Consider the following 25,308-nt stretch of genomic DNA (forward strand, 5'->3'; position numbering starts at 1 on the left):
GACGCTTCAAATTCAAAGTAAACCGTGCTGCTGCAGCTTCTTGCGCAGCGTATTGCGATTGATGCCCAGGTAGGCGGCCGCCAGCGACTGGTTGCGCTCGGCGCGCACCATCACGGCTTCCAGCAGCGGCCGTTCGACCGCCTCGAGCACCATGTTGTACATATTGGACGGCTCTTCGCCGTCGAGGTCGCGAAAATAGGTATCCAGGCTTTCCCGGATGCACTGGTCGATAGCGTTGCGGCTCATGCGGCAAGCAGCTCCCCGTTTTTGTTGTTGTTCGCTTCGTCTTGGTCTTGTGCTGCGTCGTCCACGTACACCAGCCGGTCAGAGATCTGCGCCTGCTCGTCAAAGAACGCATTGACCGCCGCCAGTTGCCCGGCGGTGCTTTCCAGCGTGTTCATGCGGTGGCGGAACAGGTTGGCGCCGCGCAGCCCGCGGGTGTACCAGGCAATATGCTTGCGCGCGGTGCGCACGCCGGTGAATTCGCCATAGAAGGCGTAGTGGTCTTCCAGGTGCGCATTCATGATGGCACGGATCTCGGCCACTTCCGGCGACGGCAGCATCTCGCCGGTCTTCAGGAAGTGCTCGATCTCACGGAACAGCCAGGGCCGGCCCTGGGCCGCGCGGCCGATCATGATCGCGTCCGCGCCGGTCAGTGCCAACACCTGTTTGGCCTTCTGCGGCGTGGTGATGTCGCCGTTGGCGACCACCGGGACCGAGACCGCTGCCTTGACCGCGGCAATGGTCTCGTACTCGGCGTCGCCGTGGTACAGGTCGGCGCGGGTGCGGCCGTGGATGGTCAGCATGCTGATGCCCGCTTCCTCGACCATGCGCGCGATGCGCAGCGCATTGCGGTGCTCGCGGTCCCAGCCGGTGCGGATCTTCAGCGTGACCGGCACCCGGTCGCCCACGGCGCCGACCACCGCCTCGACGATGCGCACCACCAGCGGCTCGTTCTGCAGCAGGGCCGAGCCGGCGGCGACGTTGCACACCTTCTTGGCCGGGCAGCCCATGTTGATGTCGATGATCTGCGCGCCGCGGTCCACGTTATAGCGCGCGGCCTCGGCCATCATTGATGGCTCGGCGCCGGCGATCTGCACGGCGATGGGCTCGACCTCGCCGGCATGGTTGGCGCGGCGCATGGTCTTCTCGCTCTTCCACAGCTGTGCGTTGGACGCCACCATTTCCGACACCGCATAGCCCGCGCCGAGCTGCTTGCACAACTGGCGGAAGGGCCGGTCGGTCACGCCCGCCATGGGGGCGACAAACAGGTTGTTGCGGAGTTGGTGAGGTCCGATCTGCACGGTTGGGCGGCGGTTCTGGGAGGCCGTCCCGGTGACCGTAGCGCTTTCGCGGCGCGGATGGCGCCAGGGAAGGGATCGGGACGGCCTGCTCTGAGACGGAAGACGAAACGGAAAAACATGCCCCTGCCGAAACTGCTGCCGGCGTTGGATCGGGACATGTGCGAGGGCAGGATTCTACCGCCAAACCGTCGCCATTGCCCAAGATTTGAGCATCCGGAGCGCATCCGGGCAGGGGCCATGGCGCAAACGCCGACACGCGCGTGGCGCTTGCGCCACTGGCTGGAGTCAGCGACGCATTCCAAACATCATGTGGCGCGCCAGCGCATGCCGCAGCGGCGGCAGGCAGGCCAGCGCGGCCAGCGACGCGCCCCGCGCGTGCGCGGCCAGCGGGTAGTCGATGCCGAACAAGCGCGGCAGCAGGTCGGTCACGCCGATGGTGACGGCGCGGTCGAGCCGGTGGCGGCTGGCGAAGGCTTGCAGCGCCTGCGGCGTGCAGGCGCTGCGCAGCGAATCGGCCAGCGCGAAGGCGTCGCGCAAGCCCAGGTTGAGCCCCTGTCCGGCCACCGGGTGCAGCGTTTGCGCGGCATTGCCGACCGCCGCCACGCGGCCGTTGACGGTCACCGGTGCAGCATTCAGGCCGAGCGGGAAGGCATGGCGCTTGCCGGCCAGCGTGAAATGGCCCATGCGGTCGCCAAAGGCGCGCCCCAGTTCCGCGGCGAACTCGGCTTCCGGCAGCGCGATGCGCCGCGCGGCCTGGTCCGGCGGGCAGCACCACACCAGCGCATAGCCCGGCAAGCCGTGCTCCTCGTGCGGCAGCAGCGCCAGCGGGCCGTCCTCGGTAAAGCGCTCCCAGGCCCAGCCCGCCTGCGGGCGCGAGCAAGTCACATGGGCGATCACCGCGGTCTGGCGGTAGTCGCGCGTGCGCGCGCCGCGGCCCTGGTGGGCGGCCTGCTGGTGGAACAGCCCGCCCTCGGCCTGCACCACCAGGCGCGCGGCCAGGTGCGCCACCTGGCCGTCGTGGCCGGTGCCGGCCAGTTGCACGGTGCCGGCATCGGGGTCGTCCGCGGCGCGCGGCGCGGGATCCTGTGCGATCTGGTCGATGCGGGTCTCGAACACGCGCCGCAGCCGGCCTTCGCCCGCTGCCTGCGCGGCATGGGCAAGCGCGCGTTCCAGTGCCTCGCACAAGTCGCCGTAGCGCACCACGTAGCCGAGCGCCGGCACGCCGTAATCGTCATGGTGCAGCCGGACATGGCCGAAGCGGCCGCGCTGCGAGACATGGATGTGCTCGATCGGGCTGCCGGGCACCGGCCAGGCGCCGATCTGCTCCAGCAGCTGGCGGCTGCCATGCGACAGCGCAATCGCGCGCGGATCGCGCGCGGCGCGCGCCGGGGTGGCGGCATCGACCAGCGTCAGGCGCCAGTCGGCAGTGCGCAGCAGCTGGCAGGCCAGCGCCAGCCCGACCGGGCCGCCGCCGACGATGGCGATATCGTAAAGGCCGTGGAAATCAGGCTGCGCGGCCGGCATCGTCGCTGCCTCCTGCATGACCCGCATCCGCCTCCGGTTGTGCCGCCGCATTGCGCTTCCAGCAGATCGCATCCGAGCGCGACTTGCCCGCCGCGGCGTCGCGCAGCGCGTTCTCGAGCTTCTGGTGGTTGAAACCCGGCAGTGCGCGCAGCTGCTCCAGCAGTGCCACATGGTTGGCGGCATCGAGCGGCACCACGCAGCCCTGCCCCGAATCGGGCGTGCCGATCAGGATCAGCCAGGCGGTGCCGGCCCAGGGCGCGCGGTCGGACACCCGCACCACCACGCGCTCAAGCGCGTCCCAGGCGAGTTCCTCGCGCTGGCCGTCGGGGCGGTGCACCACCACGCGGTCGTCGTACAGGTTGATGATGAAGGGTTCGGACGGATCGGGCCGGCGGGTGCTGCCAGCATTGCTGCCGCTGCGGGCCTGGCCCGGAAAGATCCTGCGCAGCCAGCCGATCATTGCAGACCTCCGGCAGCGCTCGCGTTATCGCGCATCAGCGCCTCGATCTCGCTGGCCAGCACCGGCACGCCGCGCGTGATCAGCTCGCAGTCGCCGTCGGTGACCACGGCGTCGTCCTCGATGCGGATGCCGATATGCCAGTAGCGCTCGGGCACGTCCTCGGCCGGGCGCACATAGATGCCAGGCTCGATGGTCAGCACCATGCCCGGCTGCAGCGGCCGCCACGGGCGCTCGCCTTCGCCGCTATGGCTGGCCACGCGGTATTCGCCTACGTCATGGACATCCATGCCAAGCCAGTGGCCGGTGCGGTGCATGTAGAAGCGGCGGTAGCTGCCGCTGGCCAGCACGTCGTCGAGCGTGCCTTCCTTGTTGCGGTCAAGCAGGCCGGTATCGAGCATGCCCTGCGCCAGCACGCGCACGGCGGCGTCATGCGGCACGTTGTAGGGCACGCCGGCGCGGGTCTCGGCAATGGCGGCGTCCTGCGCGGCCACCACCAGGTCGTACAGCTCTCGCTGCGCCGGCGAGAAGCGGCCCGAGACCGGGAAGGTGCGGGTGATGTCCGAGGCGTAGCCGTCGAACTCGCAGCCGGCATCGATCAGGCAGAGGTCGCCGTCCCTCAGCTCGGCGGGGCCGGCGCGGTAGTGCAGCACGCAGGCGTTGGGGCCGGCCGCGACGATAGAGTTATAGGCCACGCTCTGCGCGCCATGGCGGCGGAACTCATAGAGCAGTTCTGCTTCCAGGTGGTATTCACGCAGCCCGGCGCGGGTGGCCTGCATGGCCCGCACATGGGCCCCGGCGGAGATCTGCGCCGCGCGGCGCATGGTGGCCAGCTCGCCCGCATCCTTGAACAGGCGCATTTCATCGAGCAGGGTGCGGATGTCAAGCGCAACCGACGGCGCGGCCACCCCGGCGCGGCCCTGCATGCGCACGGCGTCCATCCAGCGTCGCATCTGCACGTCGGTGCGGGTCGAGTCGGCCAGCGGGTAGGCAATCTGCGCGCGGTTGGCCAGCAGCGGCGGCAGCGCCGCGTCGATCTCTTCGACCGAATGCGCTTCGTCAAAGCCAAAGGCGGCGCGCGCGCCTTCCGGGCCGAAACGGAAACCGTCCCAGATCTCGCGCTCTTCATGCTTGGGGCGGCAGAACAGGATGCTGCGGTCGGTATCTGCGGGGTCGCCCGGCGCGCCGGCCACCAGCACCAGCACGGCCTCGGGCTCGGTAAAGCCGCTCAGGTAATAGAAATAGCTGTCGTGCCGGTACGGGTAGTCGCTGTCGCGGTTGCGCATGGCTTCCGGCGCCGTGGGCAAGATCGCCACGCCGCCGCCACCGGCGCGCAGGTGCTGCAGCACACGGGCGCGGCGGTCGCGGCAGGCGGCGAGGAGGGCGTTATCGGGTGCGGACATGGTAGGGCCTGGGATGAGGGAGATCAGGCCGATTTTAACGCCGCTGGCGTACCGTGGCCGCCGCCGCTTGCAAGCCGATGCGCATATTGGCCGTGAGGGCCTCGCCACAGGTACTGTTGCGTCGGTTGTGGCACCCGGATCTAGCGCCCGTGCGCCGCCACAGGCGCTGCCGCCGCAAGCGCTGCATCCAGCTCGGCCAGCTGCCCCGGCGTGCCCACGTTTTCCCAGCGGCCGTCGAAGCGTTCGCCGGTAGCGGTGCCGGCCTCGATGGCCTCCCAGTAGTAGGGTGTCATCGGCATTTTGGTGCCAGGTTCGATGGCGGTGAAGAGACGCGTGTCGTACAGGCCGATATTGCCGAAAGTCAGCTGCTCGCCACCGTTGGCCAGTGTCCCGTCGAGCGTCAGCAGGCCGTTCGGTTCCAGCGTGAAGTCGCCGTTCGGGTGAAAATCCGGATTGGGCACCATCACCAGGTGCATGCGCGGGGCGGGCGCGCCGGCCATGTCGTGCGCGCGAGGCAACAGCCTGCGGAAGTCATAGTCGCAGAAAATGTCGCCCGACACGGCCAGGAAGATCTCGCCGCGCTCCGGGTGCGCGGACAGCAGCGGCAGGGCCTGTGCTATGCCGCCGGCGGTTTCCAGCGCGTCGCCTTCAGCCGAATAGGCAATGCGCACGCCGAAGCGGCTGCCGTCTCCCAGCGCGGCTTCGATCTGTGCGCCCAGCCAGGCATGGTTAATGACGATGTCGCGCAGGCCGGCACGCGCCAGCGCCTCGATCTTCCAGACGATCAGTGGCTTGCCGCCCACCGCCAGCAGCGGCTTGGGGCAGGTATCGGTCAACGGACGCATGCGGTCGCCGCGGCCGGCGGCGAAGATCATGGCCTTCATCAGAAGAGAGCCTCCAGGGCAAGCAGCGCGGCCATGCCACCGGCGATGGTCCAGCCCACGCTGCGGGTTCGAGCGGCGATCAGGATGGCCACCACGCCGGCCACCAGCCGCGCGTTGGCGGGGGTGAGGGCAAGCTCGCCATGCTGCATCAGCAGGTCAGGAGCGATCAGCGCCGATAGCATTGCTGCCGGCACGAACTGCAGCGCGGTGCGGAACCACGACGGCAGGCGCACGCGGCCTTCCACGGCGATGAACGACAGGCGGATCAGGAAGGTCGCCAGGCCTGCGGCAAGAAAGACCCACAGCAGGGTCATCGCACTCATGCGGCCTCCTTGCCAGCCGGTCCGCCTCGCGTGGCATCGGCGCCACGGCTGGCCGGGCGTTGCCCGGGGCGGTTGCCGCGGCTGAGCACCAGCATGCCCACGGCAATGCCGCCGAGCGCCGCCACCATCAGCCCGAGCTTGTGCGGCAGGCTGTAGCAGGCCACCGCCAGCACGCTGGCGGCCAGCGCCGCGGCCACGTGCGAGCGGTGCTTCAGGCCCGGCACGATGATGCCGATGAAGGTCAGCGGCAGGAAAAAATCGAGCGGCCAGTCGCGCGGCACCTGGGCGCCGACCAGCACGCCGGCCAGCGTCGACAGCTGCCAGCTGGCCCACAGCGCGAAGCCGCCGCCGAAGTAGTACCAGTGGCGGTAGCGCGCGCGCGGGCCGCTATCGCCCAGCCGGTGCGTCATCGCGGCAAAGGCTTCGTCGGTCAGCAGGTAGGCGATCAGCGCCTTCCAGCGCCGCGGCAGGTGCGCGAGCGTGGGCGCGATGGTGGCGGAATACAGCGCGTGGCGCAGGTTGACCATGGCCACCGTCAGCGTGATCACCACTGCCGGGGTGCCTGCGGTCCACAACTGGGTCAGGATCATCTGCGAGGCGCCGCCGAACACAACCACGCTCATCGCGCAGGCCAGCCACGCCGGCATGCCGGCGCCGACGGCCAGCACGCCGTAGATCAGGCCGAACGGCACCACGCCCAGCAGCATCGGCGCGAGCGCGCGCGCGCCGGCCAGCCATTCGCCGGCGGCGGTGATGGCGGGCGCGTGGCTGTCGGGCAGAACGGGCTCGGTGTCGGGCACGGCGTCAGAACGTGTAGCCGGCCGGGCTGGCCACGCCTTCGAGCGCGTCCAGCAGCCGGATCAGCTTGCGCAGTTCGGTGTAGCGGCCGGCCACCTGGCGGGTGTATTTCATCACCAGCGGCAGGTTGGCCAGGTAGCCGTCCTTGCCGTCGCGGTGGTACAGGCGGGCGAAGATGCCCAGCACCTTGAGGTGGCGCTGCAGGCCCATCCACTCGAAATCACGATAGAACTCGCCAAAGTCGGCGTTGACCGGCAGGCCGGCCTTGCGCGCGCGCTCCCAGTAGCGGATCAGCCAGTCCAGCTGCTGCTCTTCGTCCCATTCGATATAGGCGTCGCGCCACAGCGAGACCGCGTCGTAGGTGATCGGGCCGATCACCGCGTCCTGGAAGTCGAGCACGCCCGGGTTGGCGCCGCCGTCGAGCACCATCAGGTTGCGCGAGTGGAAGTCGCGGTGTACGTAGACCTGCGGTTGCGCAAGAATGTTGGAGAGTAGCGTTTCCGTCACTTCGTGCAGGTCAGCCTGCTGGGTCTCGGTCAGGGTGGCCCCCAGGTGCCTGGCCACGTACCACTGCGGGAACAGGTCGAGCTCGCGCTGCAGCAGCGCGCGGTCGTAGGCCGGCAGTTCGCCGGCGCGGGTGGCGGCCTGGATGCGGATCAGCGCGGCGGCCGCGTCGGCGTACATGCCGTGGGCGGTGGAATCATCGAGCCGCGACAGGTAGGTCTGGCTGCCAAGGTCGGCCAGCAGCAGGAAACCCTGCTCCAGGTCCTGCGCCAGCACGGTCGGCACGGTCACGCCGGCCGCGCCGAACAGCGCGCATACATGGATGAACGGGCGGCAGTCCTCGTGCGCCGGCGGCGCGTCCATCACGATGGCGGTGGGATGCGCCGGATGGCCGGTGCTGACGCGGAAATAGCGCCGGAAGCTGGCGTCGGCCGAGGCGGGGGCGCAGGAATCAGGATCGGCGGACCATGCCGGGCCAAGTCCGGATACCCAGGCCTTGAGCTGGTCCAGGCGCGGGTCGTGAGGGAGAGCTGCCATACAGATACGTGTGGGGAACGGGCGCAGAGTGGAAATGAAACCGAAAGTAAGCGGGAAGGGGACCCTAGGTTGCCCCGTATAATACCCGACCAGACCCGGGCGCCGGGCGGCCCCCGGGTGGGGCCATTCGGTGCCCCGCAGCCTGCTCCGGCGGGGGCTGGCGGCTTGCAGGCGGGCCGCAGCCGACGCCGAGACTGACAACCCGTGCGAATGACCGAACAACGACGATCACCGAACAACAGGGCCTTGCCTTCGCCTGCCCCAACCAGCGTTCCTGCCCGAGCCAGGCGCGCCGGCGGCCTGCACGCGGGCGCGCTGCGGCCGCTGGTGCTGGCCATGGCCAGCCTGTCGGCCGGCGCACACGCGCAGATGTCCGGTTCGGCGATCCCCGATCTTGACCAGGTCGAGCCGGTGTTCGAAGCCGCGCCGAAAGCGCCGCCGCTTCCGGTGGAATCCGGCGAACTGGTGCCGCGGCTTGCCGAACCCGGCAAACAGTCTGACACCGGCTCCGGCGCCCCGACCTTTATCGAGGCCGACCGCATGACCGGCTACAGCGAGCGTGGCGTCGAGCTGGAAGGCCATGCCGAGCTGCGCCGTGACGGCGGTGCGATCAAGGGCGACAAGCTGACCTACGATCAGGACACCGACGAAGCCTTCGCGCAGGGCAATGTGCGCATGTCGCGCAGCGGCACGCTGGCGGTCGGCCCCGAGGCGCGGATGAAAGTCGAGGCCAACGAAGGCTACATGCTGTCGCCGGACTATTATTTCCAGCAGACCGGCGGCACGGGCAAGGCCGAGCGCATCGACTTCCTGGACAAGGACCGCAGCACTGCCAGGCACGCGTCGTACACCACCTGCTCGCCGGACAACGCCGACTGGTACTTCAGCGCGAACCGGATCGACCTGGACAACGACCGCCAGGTGGGCGTGGCCTATGGCGGCGTGCTGAACTTCTTCGGCGTGCCGATCGCAGCGGCGCCGGCGTTCAGCTTTCCGCTGAACGACGACCGCCGCAGCGGGTTCCTGGCGCCGCTGATGGGTTATAGCTCGAAATCAGGCTTCGACCTGACCACGCCGTACTACGTCAACATCGCGCCCAACCGCGACCTGACCATCTATCCGCGGCTGATGACTGAGCGCGGCCTGCAACTCGGCGGCGAGTACCGCTACCTGGGCGAGGGCTACAACGGTCGCCTGCGCGCCGAGTTCCTGCCCGACGACAAGAAGACCAACTCGAACCGTTGGGCCTATTCGGTCCAGCACAACCAGAAGCTGGCCCCGGGGCTTAATGCCTACCTGAACGTGAACCGGGTATCGGACGACCAGTACCCGGACGACTTCAACCGCAGCGTGGCGCAATCGACGCTGCGCCAGTACACGCAGGAAGGCGGCGTTACCTATAACTGGCAGGATTTCACGGTGCTCGCGCGGGTGCAGAAGTTCCAGACCCTGCGCCCCAGCGAACCGTCGTACGAGCGCGTGCCGCAGCTCAACGGCAAGTACATCCGCTATGACCTGGGCGGCTTCGATGTGCAGGTGGACGCGGACTACACCCGCTTTCGCATCCCGCTGACGTCCACCGGCTTCCAGCAGCCGCAGGGCGAGCGCATGTATATCCAGCCGAGCATCAGCTACCCGATCGTGCGGGCGGGCTGGTACGTGACGCCGAAGGTCACCTTCAATGCGACCCAGTACCAGATGGAGGCGGCCTCCAACACGCCTACGGCGCAGAATAATTTCTCGCGCGTGCTGCCGACCATGAGCCTGGATTCGGCCATGACGTTCGAGCGTGAGGCACCGACGGTCAGCCGCCTGTTCGGCGTGAACTATGTGCAGACGCTCGAGCCGCGGCTGTTCTACGTGTACACCCCGTTCCGCGACCAGAGCCAGTTCCCGCTATTCGACACAGTGCAGTCCGACTTCGGCTACGGGCAGATCTTCAGCGAGAACCCGTTCACCGGCTACGATCGCGTCGCCGACAACAACAAGCTGACCGGCGGCCTGACCACGCGCTTGATCGAGGCCGACACTGGCATTGAACGCTTCCGCGGCACCATCGCGCAGCGCTACGACTTCACCGGCCAGCGCGTGCAGATCAACGGCACGCTGGCGGATCCCAAGGCGGGTTTCTCGGACCTGCTGGCGGCCACCACCATCCAGATGTTCCGCGGCTATTACCTGGACGCGGGCGTGCAGTACAACCCCGACAGCGACCGGATCAACTACGGCAACGTGGCGCTCTCTTACCGGCCCGAGTCGCGCAAGGTGATTAACGCAGGCTACCGCTACCGCCGCCCGACCTCGGTGACCGACAACACCGCGATCGACCAGTTCGAGGTGTCAAGCCAGTGGCCGATCACGCGCCGTGCCTACGGCATCGCACGCTTTGCCTTCGACCTGGCCGCAAGCCAGATGGTCGATGCGCTGGCCGGCGTCGAGTACGCCGCCGACTGCTGGGTCGGCCGAGTGGTCTACCAGCGCTTCCGCAACACCACGCAGGGCTACACCGGGCGGGTCTTCCTGCAGGTGGAGTTCCGTGGCCTTTCCAAGATCGGTTCCAACCCGTTGAATATCCTGCGCCTGAACGTGCCGGGCTATGAGCCCGTGTCGGCCAAGCCGGTGCCGACGACCCAGTTCGATCACTATGAATGACGGATTACGATGAAACGTCAAGAATTCGCCGTGTTTTCCTTTCTCCTGACGTCCTGGCACCGCTTGCTGCTGCCGGCCGTGCTGGCCGCCATGACGGTGCCGGCCGCCGCGCAGCTCAAGGCGCCCGGGACCGCGCCGCGCTCCAGCGGCATCTTCGTGCCGCAGGCGTCTGACGTCGCGGCGCCGTCGAGCCAGCCCAAGCTGGGCGTGCCGCAGGCCAGCGGCCAGAAGCGTTCGCAACTGGTCGACGAAGTGGTCGCGGTCGTCAACAACAGCGTAATCACGCGGCGTGAGCTGGTCGACCGTGCCGACGAAATTGAAGGCCAGCTGCGTGCCGCCGGCCGCCCGGTGCCTGCGCGCGCCGACTTGCTGGGCGAGGTGCTCGAGCGCCTGGTGATGGAGCGCGTGCAGACCCAGGCCGCACAGGAAGCCGGCATCCGCGTGACCGACCAGGAAATCGACCGCGCCATTGAATCGGTGGCGCAGCAGAACCGGCTGAACGCGGCCGAGCTGCGCCGCCGCGTCGAGGCCAGCGGCATGACCTGGACCAAGTACCGCGAGGAACTGCGCAAGCAGGTGCAGGTGATCCGCCTGCGCGAGCGCGAGGTCGATTCCAAGGTGCAGGTCTACGACGGCGAGATCGACAACTACCTGGCCGCCCGCGGCGGCCAGGGCGCCGCCAGCGGTCCCGTCCAATACAACGTGGCGCAGATCCTCGTGCGCGTGCCCGAGAATGCCTCGGACGCACAGAAGCAGGCGCAGCGCGCCAAGGCCGAAGGGCTGCTCAAGCAGGCCCAGGGCGGTGCTGATTTCGCGCAGCTGGCGCAGGCCAATTCCGAGGGCCCCGAGGCGGCCCAGGGCGGCGCGATGGGCTTCCGCGAGATCGGCCGCCTGCCGGCACTGTTCGCCAACGCAGTGGTCGACCTGCAGGCGGGCGGGGTGGCGCCGCAGGTGGTGGAAAGCGCCGCGGGCTTCCATGTGGTCAAGCTGGTGGCCAAGCGCGCGGCGCCGGCATCCAGCCCGGCCGCGGCCTCGAAGATCACCCAGACCCAGGTGCGCCACATCCTGATCCGCACTGGCCCCAACATGCCCGAGGCCGAGGCGCGCCGCCAGCTCAGTACGCTGCGCGACCGCATCACCCACGGCGGCGATTTTGCCGACGCGGCCAAGCGCTTCTCGCAGGACGGCTCGGCGCAGAACGGCGGCGACCTCGGCTGGGTGTCGCCGGGCGAACTGGTGCCCGAGTTCGAGCAGGCCATGGGCCGCCTGCGCCCGAACGAGATCTCGGAGCCGGTGGTCACGCAGTTCGGCGTGCACCTGATCCAGGTGCTCAACCGCCGCGAGACCGAGATGTCGCCCGAGAAGCAGCGCGACTTCGCCCGTGCCGAAGTCCGCGAACAGAAGCTGCGCGCAGCCTATGATGACTGGGTGCGCCAGCTGCGTTCGCAGGCGTATGTGGAGTACCGGGTCAACCGGCAGCGCTGAAGCGCCGGTCCCCCCTATCCGCTGACCTGACATGCCCGACCCGCTAGCCCTTGCCATCTCGACCGGAGAACCCGCCGGCATCGGTCCCGATATCACCATCGGGGCGTTGCTGCAGCTGGCGGGCGCCAACAATGGCGTCGGCGGCGGGCAATACCGCTTCCATGTGCTGGGCGATGCCCGCCTGCTGGCCGATCGCGCCGCGGCGCTGGGTGCCACGCACGCCTGGGAGCGTCGCATTGCCGACGGCGACGTGATCGTCGAGGACATCCCGCTGGCGGTCGCGTGCGAGGCCGGGCGGCTCGACGCGCGCAACGGCCCCTATGTGCTGAAGCTGCTCGATGCCGCCATCGGCGGCTGCCGCGGGCGCGGCAAGGCCGCACCCCGGTATGCCGCAATGATCACGGCGCCGGTGCAGAAGAGCACCATCAACGACGCCGGCGTGCCCTTCACCGGCCATACCGAATACCTGGCCGACAGCGCCCGCGTGCCGCGCGTGGTGATGATGCTGGCCGGCCCGCAGCCCGCGCACGACGGGGCCATGCTGCGCGTGGCGCTGGCCACCACCCACCTGCCGCTGCGCGCGGTGCCCGATGCGCTGTCCGTGCCGCTGCTGGTGCAGACGCTGTCGATCATCGATGCCGACCTGCGCCGCTACTTCGGCATCCCGCGGCCGCGCATCCTGGTGACGGGCCTGAACCCGCACGCCGGCGAAAGCGGCCATATGGGCCGCGAAGAGATCGACATCATCGCGCCCGCGCTGGCGCAGGCAAAAGATGCCGGCATCGACGCGCGCGGGCCCTTTCCGGCCGACACGCTGTTCCAGCCGCGCCACCTGCGCGATGCCGACTGCGTGCTGGCGATGTACCATGACCAGGGGCTGGCGCCACTCAAATACGGCACCTTCGGCCACGGCGTGAATATCACGCTGGGGCTGCCCTTTATCCGCACCTCGGTGGACCATGGCACCGCGCTCGACCTTGCCGGCACCGGCCAGGCCGAACACGGCAGCATGATCGAGGCCATCCGCAGTGCGGTCACCATGGCCGGCCACGCCAATGGCCGGCGCCCTGGCAGCAACGGTGCCACGGGCAGCCATCCCGGCCACACCCATTCCGGCCCGCAGCCGCCATGCTGAAGCTGGACGAATAACCCATGCGTTCAAACGTGCACCAGGGCCATGTGGCCCGCAAACGATTCGGGCAGAACTTCCTGGTCGACGACACCATCATCCACGGCATCGTCAATGCCATCAGCCCGCAGGCCGACGACGTGCTGGTCGAGATCGGCCCCGGCCTGGGCGCGCTGACCGACCCGCTGCTCGAACGGATCCCGCAGATGCAGGTGGTGGAGCTGGACCGCGACCTGGTCGAGCGCCTGCGCCGCCGCTATGGCGAGCGCCTGCAGGTCCATGCCGGCGATGCGCTGGCGTTTGATTTCGACAAGCTCGCCGTGCCAGGCCGCCCGCTGCGCATCGTCGGCAACCTGCCATACAACATCTCCAGCCCGCTGCTGTTCCACCTGATGGACTTCGCCGACCAGGTGCGCGACCAGCACTTCATGCTGCAGAAAGAGGTGGTGGAGCGCATGGTGGCCGAGCCAGGCAGCAAGGCCTTCGGCCGGCTCTCGATCATGCTGCAGGTGCGCTACTACATGGAACACGTGCTGGATGTGCCGCCAGGCGCCTTCAACCCGCCGCCCAAGGTCGATTCCGCCGTGGTCCGCATGATCCCGTGGCCGCGCCACAGCGACGGCCGGCTGCGTTCGCCGCATGCCGATTGCGACATCACCGTGCTGGGCGACGTGGTCACTGCGGCGTTCTCGCAGCGGCGCAAGGTGCTGCGCAACACGCTCTCGTTCCTGCGCGACCAGGTCGACTTCGATGCGATGGGCTTCGACCTTGGCCGCCGCGCCGAGGAAGTGCCCGTTGGCGAGTATGTCGAACTGGCCCGGCGCCTGGGTGGTACACCATCCGGCCAGGCCGGACAGGCCGCCTGAGGCCCGCGCATCCCGAATCCCGAATCCCGAATTTCCCGCGACTATTTCGTGCAAGACCGTCCCATGACAGCCCAGTCCCAAACCAGCCAAACCAACCGGCGTCCCGTGATCCTGACCGGCGACCGTCCCACCGGCCCGCTGCACCTTGGCCACTATGTCGGCTCGCTGAAGAGCCGCGTGGCGCTGCAGGACTCGCACGAGCAATACGTGCTGCTGGCCGACACCCAGGCCATGACCGACAACGCGCACGATCCCGACAAGGTGCGCCGCAACGTGCTGGAGGTGGCGCTGGACTACCTGGCCGTCGGCATCGACCCGGCCAAGACCACCATCACCGTGCAGTCGCACCTGCCGGCGCTGGCCGAGCTGACGCTGATGTACCTGAACTTCGTCACGGTGGCGCGGCTGGAGCGCAACCCGACCATCAAGGAAGAGATCCAGGCGCGCGGCTTTGGCCGCGACATCCCGGCCGGCTTCCTGTGCTACCCGGCATCGCAGGCCGCGGACATCACTGCCTTCAAGGCCCACGTGGTGCCGGTGGGCGAAGACCAGGCGCCGCTGATCGAGCAGACCAACGAGATCGTGCGCCGCATCAACCACCAGGTCGGCCGCGAAGTGCTGCCCGAGTGCAAGGCCCTGATCCCCGAGTTCGGCCGCCTGCCTGGCGTGGACGGCAAGGCCAAGATGAGCAAGTCACTGGGCAACGCGATCGCGCTGGGGGCCTCGCCCGAGCAGATCAAGGCCGCGGTGCACAGCATGTACACCGACCCCAACCACCTGCGCGTGTCGGACCCGGGCCAGGTCGAGGGCAACGTGGTGTTCACCTACCTGGATGCGTTCGACCCCAACACCGAGGAAGTCAAGGCGCTGAAGGCGCACTATCAGCAGGGCGGTCTGGGCGACATGGTGCTCAAGCGCCGCATCGAGGGCATCCTGCAGGACATGCTGGCGCCGATCCGCGCGCGCCGCGAAGAACTGGCCAAGGATCCGGACTATGTGTTCGACATCCTGCGCCAGGGCACCGCGAAGGCGCGCGCACTGACCCAGCAGACGCTGGATGAAGTGCGCGACGCGCTGGGCATGTTCTCGTTCGAGGCACGCCGCTGAGCGTCAGGCAGCGGCGGCCCCGGGCCGCCGCCTTATTGCGCTAGCCGCGCCGCTCAGGCGCGGCGATTGACCAGCACGATGCCGGCCAGCACCAGCAGCTCCGCCACGGCGAAGCGCGGGCCCACCGCGTCGTGCATCAGCACCACGCCGAAGGCGACCCCGAACAGCGGCGTCAGGAAGGAAAACACCGACAGCCGCGACGCCAGGTAGCGCCGCAGCAGCCAGAACCAGGTCAGGTAGCGCCGAACAGCAGCCCAGCCAGCAAGCCGGCGTTCAGGGTGCCGTCGCGCCGCCACAGCGGCGTGCCGCGCCAGGCGGCAAAGCCGAACACCAGCAACGCCGCCGCCGCCGAGCGCACGCCGGCCTGCAGCACCGCCCCCATCAGCGGCGCGGTGACCTTGATCACCACCTGCTGCAGGCCCCAGGCGGCGCACAGCACCACCATCAGGCCCACGGCGATGCCGTCCAGCGGCTGCCGGGTCAGGGTTTGCGTGCTCATGGCCAGCGTCCGTCAGGGACGGCTGGCGTCGCGGGTGGAGTGGCGCTCGATCAGCTCGATCTTGTAGCCGTCCGGGTCTTCGACAAAGGCGATCACGGTGGTGCCGCCCTTGACCGGGCCGGCTTCGCGCGCGACCTTGCCGCCGGCGGCGCGGATGCGCTCGCAGGCGGCCGCGGCATCGTCGGTTTCCAGCGCGATATGGCCGTAGGCCGTGCCCAGGTCATATTGGCCGACGCCGTAGTTGTAGGTCAGTTCCAGCACTGCGGTCTCGCTCTCGGGGCCGTAGCCGACGAAGGCGAGGCGGTACTTGTACTCAGGGTTGTCGCTCTCGCGCAGCAGCTGCATGCCGAGCACGCGGGTATAGAAATCGATGGAGCGCTGCATGTCGCCGACGCGCAGCATGGTGTGGAGGAGTCGCATTTGAGGGCCTTCAACTGTTTTAGGTATAGGAAGGCGCCATTTTAGTGCGTTTGGCCGAAACGTACCGGCCCGCTCCCGCCCGCTCAGAAGGTCGGCAACAGCTCGGGCGGGTGTGCCCGCAGTTGCGCGCGTGCATCGCGGAACTCAGGGAAGATCGATTCCACGGTCTGCCAGAAGCGCGGGCCGTGGTTCATTTCCCTCAGGTGCGCCAGCTCGTGCGCGGCGACATAGTCGATCATCGACAGCGGGAAATGCATCAGGCGCCAGTTCAGCCGGATCTTGCCGTCGGCGGTGCAGCTGCCCCAGCGCGTGGCGGCCGAAGTCAGCGCAAAGCCGGTGTGGCGCACGCCCAGCTTGTCGGCGTAGATATCGAGCCGCTCGGCCAGCAGCCGGCGCGCCTGCTGCTGCAGCCAGCCCTGCACGCGGTCCTTGATCTGCTGCTCGTCGGCATGGCCCGGCAGCGCCAGGTGCAGCACGCGGCGGTCGGCATCGAACAGCAGCGCGCCGAGCGGCGACTCCAGCGACAGCGTCAGCGGCTGCCCCAGGAAGGGCAGGCTGGCGCCGTCGCGCCATTGCACCGTAGGCAGGATGCGGCGCGACTCGCGGTGGCGCCACTCGCCCAGCTTGTTGAAGATCCAGCGCTGTTTTTCCAGGATGGCCGACTCGATGTCCGCCAGCGTGACCCAGCGCGGCGCCGTGATCGACAGGCCGCGGTCGTCGATGGTGAAGCCGATGGTGCGGCGCGCCGAGCGCTTGAGCGTGTAGTGCAGCGGCCGTTCGCCGATACGCAGCAGGCGAGCGTTGGGTTGCGGCACTGGCCATGCGGGCTGCTGCGGGGGCTCTTGCGCAAGCGGAGCCGCCGGCTGCGGCGCCTGGGCGGACTCTGCCAGCGGCAGCTCCAGCTGCGCGCCGTCGGCGTCGGTGGCGGGTCGCAGCAGCTTCATGCGGCGGGCCCGCCCGGGGCCGCGCCCTGGTAGCTCTGCGGATCGATGCGGCGCATGTCGCGCTCGATCCATTCCGCCACCTCCTGGTTGAGCTGGTCCGCGGTCTTGTTGGCCGAGGCGATCGCCGGGCCGACCGAGATCGTCACCATGCCCGGGTGCTTCAGGAACGAATTGCGCGGCCACACCCGGCCCGAGTTGACCGCCATCGGCAGCACCCAGGCGCCGGTTTCCACCGCCAGGCGCGCGCCGCCGCTCTTGTAGCGCGCCTTCTCCAGGCCAGATGGCGTGCGCGTGCCTTCCGGGAACATGATGATCCAGGCGCCTTCAGCGAGCCGCTCGCGGCCCTGGCGCGCGGCCGAGGCGAAGGCGCGGGTGCCTTCCTTGCGGTTGATATGGACCATCTTCAGCATGCCCAGCGCCCAGCCGAAGAACGGCACCAGCAGCAGCTCGCGCTTGAACACGAAGCACAGCGGCTTGGGCATCAGCGCCACGTAGGCCACGGTTTCCCAGGCTGACTGGTGCTTGGACAGCAGCACCACCGGCTTGTCGAGCATCACGTCCATGTGCTCATGGCCTTCGATGCGGTACTGGATGCCGCAGATGGCGCGCGCGGCCCAGATGACCAGCAGGGGCCAGCCGCGCACGAAGCGGAAGCGCTGGTCGGCATTCATGAACGGGAACACCAGGAAACAGGCGCAGGCGTACGGTGGCGTCAGCACCAGCAGGTACAGCGCAAACAACAGGGAACGGAGAAACGTCATGCGGGGGCGCGAATAGGGAATGGATGCGGGCGGTCAGCCGGCGCTATGAGTGGGCGGGCGCAGTGCGCCGCCGTTGCCGGTCAGCCAGCGCGCAAACGCGCGCAGGTCGTCGTGCACCTGCGTGCCCGGCGGCAGGCCGCCCTGGTCGAAGGTTTTCTGGCCCTTGCCGCTGCGTACCAGGTGCGGCGCGCAGCCGACCGCCACCCCCGCTTCCAGGTCGCGCAACGAATCGCCAACGATGGGCACGCCCCGGAGCTCGATGCCGAAGCGCTCGCTGATCTGCTCCAGCATGCCGGGCTTGGGCTTGCGGCAGTCGCAACCGTCCGCGGCGGTATGCGGGCAGAAGAACACAGCGTCGACGCGCCCGCCCAGGCGCGCTAGCAACGTGTGCATCTTCTCGTGCATGGCGTTGAGGGCGCTCATCTCGAACAGTCCGCGGCCGATGCCGGACTGGTTGCTGGCGAGGATTACGCGGTAGCCGGCCTGGTTCAGCGCGGCGATGGCCTCCAGGCTGCCGTCGATCGGTATCCATTCATCGGGCGTCTTGACGAACTGGTCGCTGTCGAGGTTGACCACCCCGTCGCGGTCCAGGATGACAAACTTGGGCGGCGTCTGCGGCATGTGCGGCTCCGGTGGCTGAGATCAGGCGGCCAGCTTGGAGATGTCGGCCACGCGGTTGGCCATCGCATGCAGCGAAGCCAGCAGCGCCAGCCGGTTGGCGCGCTGCTGCGCGTCCTCGGCCATCACCATCACATCATTGAAGAAGCGGTCGACGGCATCGCGCAGCTGGGCCAGGTCGCGCAGCGCGGCGGTGAAATCACCGCTGGCGAAGGCTGCTTCCACGGCCGGGCGCACGCGCTCGATGGCGGCGTGCAGCGCGCCTTCGGCCTCTTCCTGGAACAGCGCCGGATCGACCGCGCCGACCGGCTCGGTGTTCTTGCGCAGGATGTTGGTGATGCGCTTGTTGGCGGCGGCCAGGGCCTCGGCCTCGGGCAGCGCGGCAAAGGTGCGCACTGCCTCCATGCGGCCCAGGATGTCGTGCAGCAGGTCCGGGCGCAGGCTGACCACGGCCTCGACTTCATTGGTGGTGTAGCCCTTGTCCTTCAGGTAGCTGCGCACGCGGTCGTACAGGAAGTCGGCGATTGCCTCGGGTGCCGGCTTGACTGCCGCGACGCCGGCAAAGGCCTGCTGCGTCAGCGCCAGCAGCGACGACAGCGACAGCGCCAGCGGCTTTTCGATCAGCATGCGCAGGATGCCCAGCGCATGGCGGCGCAGCGCGAACGGGTCCTTCTCGCCGGTGGGCTGCAGGCCGATGCCCCAGATCCCGACCAGGGTCTCGAGCTTGTCGGCCAGCGCCACGGCGGTGCTGACCGCGCCGGCGGGCAGCGCATCGCCGGCAAAGCGCGGACGGTAGTGTTCGGAGCAGGCCAGTGCCACGTCTTCGGCTTCGTCGTCGTGGCGGGCATAGTACGTGCCCATGGTGCCCTGCAGCTCGGGGAACTCGCCGACCATATCGGTCAGCAGGTCGGCCTTGGCCAGTTCGGCGCCGCGCATCGCGGCGGCCTTGTCGGTCGGCACGCCGGCGGCGTTGAGCGCGTCGGCGATATGGCCGGCGATCTGCTGCAGGCGCTGCACGCGGTCCAGCTGCGTGCCGATCTTGTTGTGGTAGACCACGCTGGCCAGCTGCGGCACGCGCGACGCCAGCGTCTTCTTGCGGTCCTGGTCGAAGAAAAACTTGGCATCGGCCAGGCGCGGGCGCACCACGCGCTCGTTGCCGGTGATGATTGACTGCGGCGTCTCGGTGGCCAGGTTCGACACGATCAGGAAGCGGTTGCGCAGGTGGCCGTCGGCATCGGTCAGGGCGAAGTACTTCTGGTTGGTCTGCATGGTCAGGATCAGGCATTCCTGCGGCACCGCCAGGAAGGCTTCCTCGAAATGGCAGGCATAGACCACCGGCCATTCCACCAGCGCATTGACTTCATCGAGCAGCGACTCGGGCATGATCACCTGGTCGGCGCCGGCTTCCTTGAGCAGCGCGGTGCGCATGCGCTCGCGGCGCTCGGCGTAGCTGGCCACCACGCGGCCGGCGGATTCCAGCTGCTGCGCATAGTCATTGGCATGCGCGATCTCGATCACGCCATGCGACAGGAAGCGGTGGCCCTGGGTCAGGTTGCTGGCTTGCAGCCCCAGCAGCGTCACCGGCAGGATCTCGGCGCCGAACAGTGCGATCAGGCTGTGGGCCGGGCGCACGAAATGCACCGTGCTACCGTCCGGGCGCTGGTAGCTCATGACCTTGGGGATCGGCAGCTTCGCAATGGTGTCTTCCAGCGCTGCCTGCACCCCGGCAGCCAGTTCGGCGCCGCGTGCGGTATAGCGGTAGAAGAAGGCCTCGGCCTTGCCGTCGGAGGCGCGCTCAAGCGACTGCCAGTCAATCTCGGCAACGCCGACCGACTTGGCCAGCGCGGCCAGCTTCTTGGCCAGCGGCGCGGTGGGCTCGCCCTTGGCGTCCAGCGCCACCGACAGCGGCAGGACCTTCTCGCGCTGCTCGCGGTCCGGCGCGCTGCGGCGCACGCCCGACACCAGCGCGGCCACGCGGCGCGGGGTGGCGAACGGCGTCACGGTGGCGCCCGGCTCAAGCAGGTCGCGCTCGCCCAGGCCGGCGAACAGGCCCTGCGCGAAGGCGTCGCCCAGGCGCGCCAGCGCCTTGGGTGGCAGCTCTTCGGTGAACAGTTCGATCAGCAGCGAGTCGGTCATGGGTTGCGACATGAATCGTATCCAACAGGTTGAAAGCGCGCGCCGCTCGATCAGCAGCGCGGCGAAAGATTAGGTTCTACTCCGGACAGCAGCCACAGGCCGTTCTGTTGCCGGAATTGCAGCGTGGTGTAGGCGCATTGCGCGGCCGCCGCGGCGCTGGCCGCGCCGTTGCTGCCGCCGCGGCTGCCTGCAGCCGGGAAGCGTGCGTCGATGCGGCGCAGGCGCTTGTCGTAGCGGATCTCCTCGATGCGCCCGCCCACCCAGAAATCGATCTTCGGCGGCAGCTGCGCCGCCGAGTAGTACGTCTTGACCGTGCGGCGGGTGCGCCCGTTGTGGGTCTCCATCTCCACCCACGTCAGCGGGTAGCGGATCGCGCTTTCATAGGCGCGCAGCGGCACGCGGTGCCACCCCAGGTCGCGCTGGCCGGACAGGTCGCACGAGAACGATCGCACCAGCTGCGTCCACTGGTCGAGCGCGTTCAGCGACGGGCGCCATTGGCGCGCCATGGCCAGCTGCAGCGCCTGCGGATCGGCCTCGCACACATTGCTCAGTTCGGCCGGCAGCATCAGCGCCTGCGCGCTGGGTGCCGCTTGCGCGCGCGCGCCGATGGCATTGCCGGCGGCGGCCAGCGCGGCGATCGCCATGGCGCAGCACAACGCGCTGCGCGCAAGTTGCGTCATGCCCGGGCCCCGCCGTTGCCGCACATCGGGAAGCCGAGGGCCTCGCGCGAGTCGTAGTAGGCCTGTGCCACCTGGCGCGACAGGTTGCGGATGCGGCCGATATACGCCGCGCGCTCGGTCACCGAGATCGCGCCGCGCGCGTCCAGCAGGTTGAACGTGTGGGCGGCCTTGAGCACCTGCTCGTAGGCGGGCAGCGCCAGGCGCGTGCCGGTGGCCTGGCCTTCCTCGGCGCCGTCGCCGTTGCCCATCAGCCGCTTGGCCTCGCCTTCGTGCTCGGCGAAATGGCGGAACAGGATCTCGGTGTTGCTGTGCTCGAAGTTGTAGGTCGACTGCTCGACTTCATTCTGGTGGTACACGTCGCCATAGGTCAGGCGGCGCGTCTCGCCGTTCTCGACCCACTCGGTCCAGATCAGGTCAAAGACGTTCTCGACCTTCTGCAGGTACATCGCCAGGCGTTCGATGCCGTAGGTGATCTCGCCGGTGATGGGCTTGCAGTCGATCCCGCCCACCTGCTGGAAGTAGGTGAACTGCGTCACTTCCATGCCGTTGAGCCAGACTTCCCAGCCCAGGCCCCAGGCGCCCAGCGTGGGGTTCTCCCAGTCGTCCTCGACGAAGCGGATGTCGTTCTGCTTGAGGTCCAGGCCGAGCGCCTCGAGCGAGCCCAGGTACAGCTCCAGGATGTTCTCCGGCGCGGGCTTGAGCACCACCTGGTACTGGTAGTAGTGCTGCAGGCGGTTCGGGTTCTCGCCATAGCGGCCGTCCTTGGGGCGGCGCGACGGCTGCACGTAGGCGGCGCGCCACGGCTCGGGGCCGAGCGCGCGCAGGAAGGTGTGTACGTGGGATGTGCCGGCGCCGACCTCCAGATCGATGGGTTGCAACAGCGCGCAGCCCTGCCGGTCCCAATAGGCCTGCAGGGTCAGAATCATTTGTTGGAAGGTCAGCATATGAAGACTAGGTAGAGGCACCCGGGCGCGGCGCGCCGCGCGCGGCATGCAGGCCGCGCAGCGCGTGCCGGAGCCGGCGCATGCGGATTTTGCCAAACCCTGAATTCTATCGGCTTTTTGGCAAGGCGCCCCGTTTGGCGGGGCCGGCTAGGGCACACACCGATGATGGAGGATGCCCGCCAATGTCGGCCCTACGCAACGCATCGGGAAAATACTGAGCTGGATTTCAGGTTTGGCCGCTGCTGGCCGATAACGTTTTTGTATACAGTATGAGTAAGCAACCCGTTTCAGAGCGTTGCGATTGACAGTCCGTGCCGGCATGGCGGGCACGGCGGCTGCTGGGGCTGGCACCGCAGTAGCCGTTTGTCGGTAACTGATTATTGATGGGGACTTGGCATCATGGCACTTCTTTCTCGCAAACCTTACCTGGTCGCAATCGCGGTCATGATCGCCGCGGCCACCGTGTCTGTGGCGACCGCGCTGCTGGGCTGAACCGGCCGGCGCTCACCTGAGGCGCCACAACCGGCGCCACAGCCGGCACCGCAATCAAGCACCGGATGGTGGCGGCGATCCCGCCGCGTCCGGTGGCTGCTTCTGCCTGTGCCTTCAGCTTGTGCCGCGCATCCTGCGCACACGCCAGGCAGCTATCCCCAGCACCAGCGCAAACAGCGCCAGCACCGGCGCGTTCCCCCAGCGGATATAGGGCGTCAGCCCCTGCATGCCCTGCACCTCGGCCGCCAGCGTGCCGACCGTGAAGGTCGGCAGGCGTTGCTGCACCGAGCCGTCCGGGCGCACCACCGCGGTCATGCCGGTATTGGTCGAGCGCAGCATCGGCCGGCGCGTTTCCAGCGCGCGCATGCGCGAGATCTGCAGGTGCTGGTCCAGCGCGATGGTGTCGCCGAACCATGCCAGGTTGGTCAGGTTGGCCAGGACATTGGCCGGCGCCGGCTGCTGGCGCAGCGTCTGCGCGATTTCCTCGCCGAACAGATCCTCGTAGCAGATATTGGGCGCCACGCGCACGCCGCGCACCGGCAGCGAGGCCTGGTCGAGCCCGCCGCGGCGGAAGTCGCCCAGCGGCATCTTCATCATGTCGACGAACCAGCGGAACCCCAGCGGGATGAATTCGCCGAATGGCACCAGGTGGTGCTTGTTGTAGCGGTACAGGCGTTCGGTCTCGGGGCCCAGGCCGAAGACGCTGTTGGTGAAGTCCACCGGGGAGTCGGCGCCGGCGGCGCCGAACAGCACCGTGGTGCCGCTGGCCAGTGCATAGTCGCGCACCGCCACGGCCACGTCGACCGGCAGCTCTTGCAGGATGACCGGGAACGCGGTTTCCGGCGTGACCACGAGGTCGGCCGGCGCGGCCGTGATCATGTCCCGGTACAGCTCGATCGAGCGCTGGATGCCGGCGGGCTCGAACTTGATGTCCTGGGCGACGTTGCCTTGCAGCAGCCGCACCGACAGCGGCTTGCCGGCGGGCGTGGTCCAGGCCAGAGGTGCCAGCGCGGCGCCCGCGGCGGGCAGGGCCAGTGCCAGTGCCAGTGCGCCCAGCGCCCGGCCGCGTTCGCCGCGGCCCAGTCCGCGTACGGCAGCCGCCAGCAGTGCCGCCACCGCGGCTGCCAGGGCGCCGATGCCGTACACACCCACCAGCGGCGCGAAGCCGGCCAGTGGGCCATCGGTATGGGCATACCCGCCCGACAGCCACGGGAAGCCGGTGAAGACCACGCCCCGCAGCCATTCGGCGAGACCCCAGGCAGCGCCGAAGGCCAGCGGCGCCAGCAGCGTGGCCCTGGGCAGGCGCGCCGTCAGCCGATGCCACAGCGCGCCGGCCAGCGCCGGGTAGAGCGACAGGAAGCCCGAGAACAGCACCACCGCGAGCGCGGCCATCCACGCCGGCATCTCGCCGTAGACGTGCATGCTGATATAGAGCCACCAGATGCCGGACAGGAACCAGCCCAGCCCGAAGGCATAGCCAGTGGCGGCGGCCAGGCGCGCGCGCGGCGCGTCGGCCATCAGCGCGGCCAGGCCGGCCAGCGACAGGATCTGCAGCCACCACCAGTCATGGGGAGCAAAGGCTTGCGTATGGGCGATGCCAAGCACGCCGGCCAGCAGCAGCCGCGCCATGGCCGCTGTGCGCGAATGCGCGCGCGTGCCAGGCACGCCCGTCGGGGCGGCGTCGGCAGCGGCGGCGCCGTTGAGGATCGGGGCGGAACGCTTCATGCGCCGGCCGCGCCCGCGATGTCGCCGTTGGATTCGCGGTGCACCTGCAGCAGGTGCACCTGCCGTGCGTCGGCGCGCAGCACCTCGAAGCGGATCGGCGGCAGGGTGATGACCTCGCCGCGGTGGGGCACGTGGCCCACGTGGTTGGACAGCAGCCCGCCCACGGTATCGACGTCGTGGTCGGAGAAGGCGGTGCCGAAGGCCTCGTTGAACTGGGCGATCTCGGTCAGGCCGTGCACGCGCCAGCTGCCGTCGGGCATTGGCAGGATATTGTCCTGGTCTTCGTCCAGGTCGAACTCATCCTCGATGTCGCCCACGATCTGCTCCAGCACGTCCTCGATCGTCACCAGGCCGGCCACGCCGCCGTACTCGTCGACGACCATGGCGATATGGTTGCGGTTGATGCGGAAGTCGCGCAGCAGGATGTTCAGGCGCTTGGACTCGGGGATGAACACCGCCGGGCGCAGGGTCTCGCGCAGGTCGAAGGCGGGGTCGGTGTAGTAGCGCAGCAGGTCCTTGGCCAGCAGGATGCCGATGATGTTGTCACGGCTGCCTTCGTAGACCGGGAAGCGCGAGTGCGCCGTCTGCTGCATAAAGGGGATGAACGCCTCCGGGGCGTCCGCGATATTGACCATATCCATCTGCGCGCGCGGCACCATGATGTCGCTCGCGGTCAGTTCGGAGACCTGGAACACGCCCTCGATCATCGACAGCGAGTCGGCGTCGATCAGGTTGCGCTCATGCGCTTCCTGGAGCACTTCGAGCAATTCCGCGCGGGTGTCCGGCTCGGGGGAAATCAGGTCTGACAGGCGTTCGAGAAGCGATCTGGGTCGATCGGCCTGCTTCAGGTAAGCGGGCTTCGAACTGGGATAGGGGTCGTTCATTTCGCGGCGAGCGCGTGGTGGAGATCGTCTGAAGGATACACTAAGGAACGAGTGAGAAATAACTTCCCGAAGTGGACCTGGCGTGCGCAAAGCGACGCGGGTAAGATGTGATGCCTCTGGAGGACAAACGATGCAGGCTGGTTACCCAATCCACCCAAGATAAGGACATCAGCAAGCCTTATAGGCGGCATGTCGATGAGGTTTCTGGCGAGGCGGACGTGGTTTAGCGCGA

At 68.5% G+C, this 25,308-nt stretch carries 23 protein-coding genes and 1 pseudogene; 5 read left to right on the top strand and 19 right to left on the bottom strand.

The features are described from left to right. Window positions 1–12 precede the first annotated feature (12 nt). The 9 genes from A3A5_RS0122660 to A3A5_RS0122700 form a co-directional block, all read right to left on the bottom strand. Entirely contained in the window at window positions 13–246 is a 234-nt protein-coding gene (locus A3A5_RS0122660) for a Fis family transcriptional regulator (RefSeq protein WP_010813887.1), read from the bottom strand. Continuing rightward, entirely contained in the window at window positions 243–1,304 is a 1,062-nt protein-coding gene (gene dusB, locus A3A5_RS0122665) for a tRNA dihydrouridine synthase DusB (RefSeq protein ID WP_026201019.1), read from the bottom strand. Before dusB ends, A3A5_RS0122660 begins: the two co-directional genes overlap by 4 nt. A 285-nt stretch (window positions 1,305–1,589) precedes the next feature. Then, window positions 1,590–2,828, bottom strand: coding sequence for a UbiH/UbiF/VisC/COQ6 family ubiquinone biosynthesis hydroxylase (locus tag A3A5_RS0122670; RefSeq protein WP_018312793.1), 1,239 nt, complete (start codon window positions 2,826–2,828; stop codon window positions 1,590–1,592). Next, on the bottom strand, window positions 2,809–3,288 hold the full coding sequence (locus A3A5_RS0122675) for a hypothetical protein (RefSeq protein ID WP_018312794.1): 480 nt from the start codon (window positions 3,286–3,288) through the stop codon (window positions 2,809–2,811). Before A3A5_RS0122675 ends, A3A5_RS0122670 begins: the two co-directional genes overlap by 20 nt. Further along, window positions 3,285–4,688 carry an aminopeptidase P N-terminal domain-containing protein gene (locus A3A5_RS0122680; RefSeq protein WP_018312795.1) on the bottom strand — a complete coding sequence of 468 codons (1,404 nt, stop codon included), beginning with the start codon at window positions 4,686–4,688 and terminating at the stop codon, window positions 3,285–3,287. Before A3A5_RS0122680 ends, A3A5_RS0122675 begins: the two co-directional genes overlap by 4 nt. 140 nt (window positions 4,689–4,828) lie before the next feature. Continuing rightward, window positions 4,829–5,572, bottom strand: coding sequence for an N-acetylmuramate alpha-1-phosphate uridylyltransferase MurU (gene murU / locus A3A5_RS0122685; protein ID WP_018312796.1), 744 nt, complete (start codon window positions 5,570–5,572; stop codon window positions 4,829–4,831). Continuing rightward, window positions 5,572–5,895 (bottom strand): AzlD domain-containing protein, encoded by a 324-nt coding sequence (locus A3A5_RS0122690; RefSeq protein ID WP_010813881.1) that lies wholly within the window; start codon window positions 5,893–5,895, stop codon window positions 5,572–5,574. Before A3A5_RS0122690 ends, murU begins: the two co-directional genes overlap by 1 nt. Further along, window positions 5,892–6,695 (bottom strand): AzlC family ABC transporter permease, encoded by an 804-nt coding sequence (locus tag A3A5_RS0122695; protein WP_018312797.1) that lies wholly within the window; start codon window positions 6,693–6,695, stop codon window positions 5,892–5,894. Before A3A5_RS0122695 ends, A3A5_RS0122690 begins: the two co-directional genes overlap by 4 nt. Before the next feature lie 4 nt (window positions 6,696–6,699). Next, window positions 6,700–7,734: an aminoglycoside phosphotransferase family protein gene (locus tag A3A5_RS0122700; RefSeq protein WP_018312798.1), complete on the bottom strand. Its 1,035-nt coding sequence runs from the start codon at window positions 7,732–7,734 to the stop codon at window positions 6,700–6,702. Between the two features lie 210 nt (window positions 7,735–7,944). On the opposite strand from A3A5_RS0122700, the gene A3A5_RS0122705 reads away from it, so the two are divergent. The 5 genes from A3A5_RS0122705 (at window position 7,945) to trpS (ending at window position 14,973) form a co-directional block, all read left to right on the top strand. Next, window positions 7,945–10,386 carry an LPS-assembly protein LptD gene (locus A3A5_RS0122705; protein WP_026201020.1) on the top strand — a complete coding sequence of 814 codons (2,442 nt, stop codon included), beginning with the start codon at window positions 7,945–7,947 and terminating at the stop codon, window positions 10,384–10,386. Between the two features lie 9 nt (window positions 10,387–10,395). Further along, entirely contained in the window at window positions 10,396–11,871 is a 1,476-nt protein-coding gene (locus A3A5_RS0122710; RefSeq protein WP_018312800.1) for a peptidylprolyl isomerase, read from the top strand. Between the two features lie 31 nt (window positions 11,872–11,902). Continuing rightward, the gene (gene pdxA, locus A3A5_RS0122715; RefSeq protein ID WP_018312801.1) at window positions 11,903–13,006 is read left to right on the top strand and encodes a 4-hydroxythreonine-4-phosphate dehydrogenase PdxA; all 1,104 of its coding nucleotides are present in this window, start codon (window positions 11,903–11,905) and stop codon (window positions 13,004–13,006) included. 17 nt (window positions 13,007–13,023) lie between these two features. After that, entirely contained in the window at window positions 13,024–13,866 is an 843-nt protein-coding gene (gene rsmA, locus A3A5_RS0122720; protein WP_018312802.1) for a 16S rRNA (adenine(1518)-N(6)/adenine(1519)-N(6))-dimethyltransferase RsmA, read from the top strand. A 63-nt stretch (window positions 13,867–13,929) separates the two neighbouring features. Further along, window positions 13,930–14,973, top strand: coding sequence for a tryptophan--tRNA ligase (gene trpS / locus A3A5_RS0122725; protein WP_018312803.1), 1,044 nt, complete (start codon window positions 13,930–13,932; stop codon window positions 14,971–14,973). A 53-nt stretch (window positions 14,974–15,026) separates the two neighbouring features. Here the strand turns inward: trpS and A3A5_RS40595 are convergent. From A3A5_RS40595 to A3A5_RS0122775, 10 genes and pseudogenes are all read right to left on the bottom strand, one after another. Then, window positions 15,027–15,472, bottom strand: a pseudogene (locus A3A5_RS40595) (EamA family transporter). 12 nt (window positions 15,473–15,484) lie between these two features. Next, window positions 15,485–15,892, bottom strand: coding sequence for a lactoylglutathione lyase (gene gloA / locus A3A5_RS0122735; RefSeq protein WP_026201021.1), 408 nt, complete (start codon window positions 15,890–15,892; stop codon window positions 15,485–15,487). Between the two features lie 83 nt (window positions 15,893–15,975). Next, entirely contained in the window at window positions 15,976–16,836 is an 861-nt protein-coding gene (locus tag A3A5_RS0122740) for a M48 family metallopeptidase (RefSeq protein ID WP_018312805.1), read from the bottom strand. Then, complete coding sequence (locus A3A5_RS0122745; RefSeq protein ID WP_026201022.1) at window positions 16,833–17,597, bottom strand: 1-acyl-sn-glycerol-3-phosphate acyltransferase; 765 nt, start codon at window positions 17,595–17,597, stop codon at window positions 16,833–16,835. Before A3A5_RS0122745 ends, A3A5_RS0122740 begins: the two co-directional genes overlap by 4 nt. Before the next feature lie 33 nt (window positions 17,598–17,630). Continuing rightward, on the bottom strand, window positions 17,631–18,218 hold the full coding sequence (gene gmhB, locus A3A5_RS0122750) for a D-glycero-beta-D-manno-heptose 1,7-bisphosphate 7-phosphatase (protein WP_018312807.1): 588 nt from the start codon (window positions 18,216–18,218) through the stop codon (window positions 17,631–17,633). Between the two features lie 21 nt (window positions 18,219–18,239). Then, the gene (gene glyS, locus A3A5_RS0122755; protein WP_018312808.1) at window positions 18,240–20,363 is read right to left on the bottom strand and encodes a glycine--tRNA ligase subunit beta; all 2,124 of its coding nucleotides are present in this window, start codon (window positions 20,361–20,363) and stop codon (window positions 18,240–18,242) included. A gap of 38 nt (window positions 20,364–20,401) precedes the next feature. Continuing rightward, window positions 20,402–21,031 carry a hypothetical protein gene (locus A3A5_RS0122760; RefSeq protein WP_018312809.1) on the bottom strand — a complete coding sequence of 210 codons (630 nt, stop codon included), beginning with the start codon at window positions 21,029–21,031 and terminating at the stop codon, window positions 20,402–20,404. Further along, window positions 21,028–21,975, bottom strand: coding sequence for a glycine--tRNA ligase subunit alpha (gene glyQ / locus A3A5_RS0122765; protein WP_018312810.1), 948 nt, complete (start codon window positions 21,973–21,975; stop codon window positions 21,028–21,030). The genes A3A5_RS0122760 and glyQ overlap by 4 nt, the downstream gene beginning before the upstream one ends. Before the next feature lie 606 nt (window positions 21,976–22,581). Continuing rightward, a complete protein-coding gene (gene lnt, locus A3A5_RS0122770; protein WP_018312811.1) occupies window positions 22,582–24,192 on the bottom strand; it encodes an apolipoprotein N-acyltransferase in 1,611 nt (536 codons plus the stop codon). Continuing rightward, entirely contained in the window at window positions 24,189–25,076 is an 888-nt protein-coding gene (locus tag A3A5_RS0122775; RefSeq protein WP_018312812.1) for an HlyC/CorC family transporter, read from the bottom strand. The genes lnt and A3A5_RS0122775 overlap by 4 nt, the downstream gene beginning before the upstream one ends. Between the last annotated feature and the right edge of the window lie 232 nt (window positions 25,077–25,308).

Origin of the sequence: Cupriavidus sp. UYPR2.512 (assembly GCF_000379565.1) — a bacterium.
Taxonomy (GTDB): Bacteria; Pseudomonadota; Gammaproteobacteria; order Burkholderiales; family Burkholderiaceae; genus Cupriavidus.

Coding starts and splice junctions, on each gene's coding strand:
- A3A5_RS0122660 (WP_010813887.1), bottom strand. CDS start 246: ATGAGCCGCAACGCTATCGACCAGTGCATCCGGGAAAGCCTGGATACC.
- A3A5_RS0122670 (WP_018312793.1), bottom strand. CDS start 2,828: ATGCCGGCCGCGCAGCCTGATTTCCACGGCCTTTACGATATCGCCATC.
- A3A5_RS0122675 (WP_018312794.1), bottom strand. CDS start 3,288: ATGATCGGCTGGCTGCGCAGGATCTTTCCGGGCCAGGCCCGCAGCGGC.
- A3A5_RS0122680 (WP_018312795.1), bottom strand. CDS start 4,688: ATGTCCGCACCCGATAACGCCCTCCTCGCCGCCTGCCGCGACCGCCGC.
- murU (WP_018312796.1), bottom strand. CDS start 5,572: ATGAAGGCCATGATCTTCGCCGCCGGCCGCGGCGACCGCATGCGTCCG.
- A3A5_RS0122690 (WP_010813881.1), bottom strand. CDS start 5,895: ATGAGTGCGATGACCCTGCTGTGGGTCTTTCTTGCCGCAGGCCTGGCG.
- A3A5_RS0122700 (WP_018312798.1), bottom strand. CDS start 7,734: ATGGCAGCTCTCCCTCACGACCCGCGCCTGGACCAGCTCAAGGCCTGG.
- A3A5_RS0122705 (WP_026201020.1), top strand. CDS start 7,945: ATGACCGAACAACGACGATCACCGAACAACAGGGCCTTGCCTTCGCCT.
- A3A5_RS0122710 (WP_018312800.1), top strand. CDS start 10,396: ATGAAACGTCAAGAATTCGCCGTGTTTTCCTTTCTCCTGACGTCCTGG.
- pdxA (WP_018312801.1), top strand. CDS start 11,903: ATGCCCGACCCGCTAGCCCTTGCCATCTCGACCGGAGAACCCGCCGGC.
- rsmA (WP_018312802.1), top strand. CDS start 13,024: ATGCGTTCAAACGTGCACCAGGGCCATGTGGCCCGCAAACGATTCGGG.
- trpS (WP_018312803.1), top strand. CDS start 13,930: ATGACAGCCCAGTCCCAAACCAGCCAAACCAACCGGCGTCCCGTGATC.
- gloA (WP_026201021.1), bottom strand. CDS start 15,892: ATGCGACTCCTCCACACCATGCTGCGCGTCGGCGACATGCAGCGCTCC.
- A3A5_RS0122740 (WP_018312805.1), bottom strand. CDS start 16,836: ATGAAGCTGCTGCGACCCGCCACCGACGCCGACGGCGCGCAGCTGGAG.
- A3A5_RS0122745 (WP_026201022.1), bottom strand. CDS start 17,597: ATGACGTTTCTCCGTTCCCTGTTGTTTGCGCTGTACCTGCTGGTGCTG.
- gmhB (WP_018312807.1), bottom strand. CDS start 18,218: ATGCCGCAGACGCCGCCCAAGTTTGTCATCCTGGACCGCGACGGGGTG.
- glyS (WP_018312808.1), bottom strand. CDS start 20,363: ATGTCGCAACCCATGACCGACTCGCTGCTGATCGAACTGTTCACCGAA.
- A3A5_RS0122760 (WP_018312809.1), bottom strand. CDS start 21,031: ATGACGCAACTTGCGCGCAGCGCGTTGTGCTGCGCCATGGCGATCGCC.
- glyQ (WP_018312810.1), bottom strand. CDS start 21,975: ATGCTGACCTTCCAACAAATGATTCTGACCCTGCAGGCCTATTGGGAC.
- lnt (WP_018312811.1), bottom strand. CDS start 24,192: ATGAAGCGTTCCGCCCCGATCCTCAACGGCGCCGCCGCTGCCGACGCC.
- A3A5_RS0122775 (WP_018312812.1), bottom strand. CDS start 25,076: ATGAACGACCCCTATCCCAGTTCGAAGCCCGCTTACCTGAAGCAGGCC.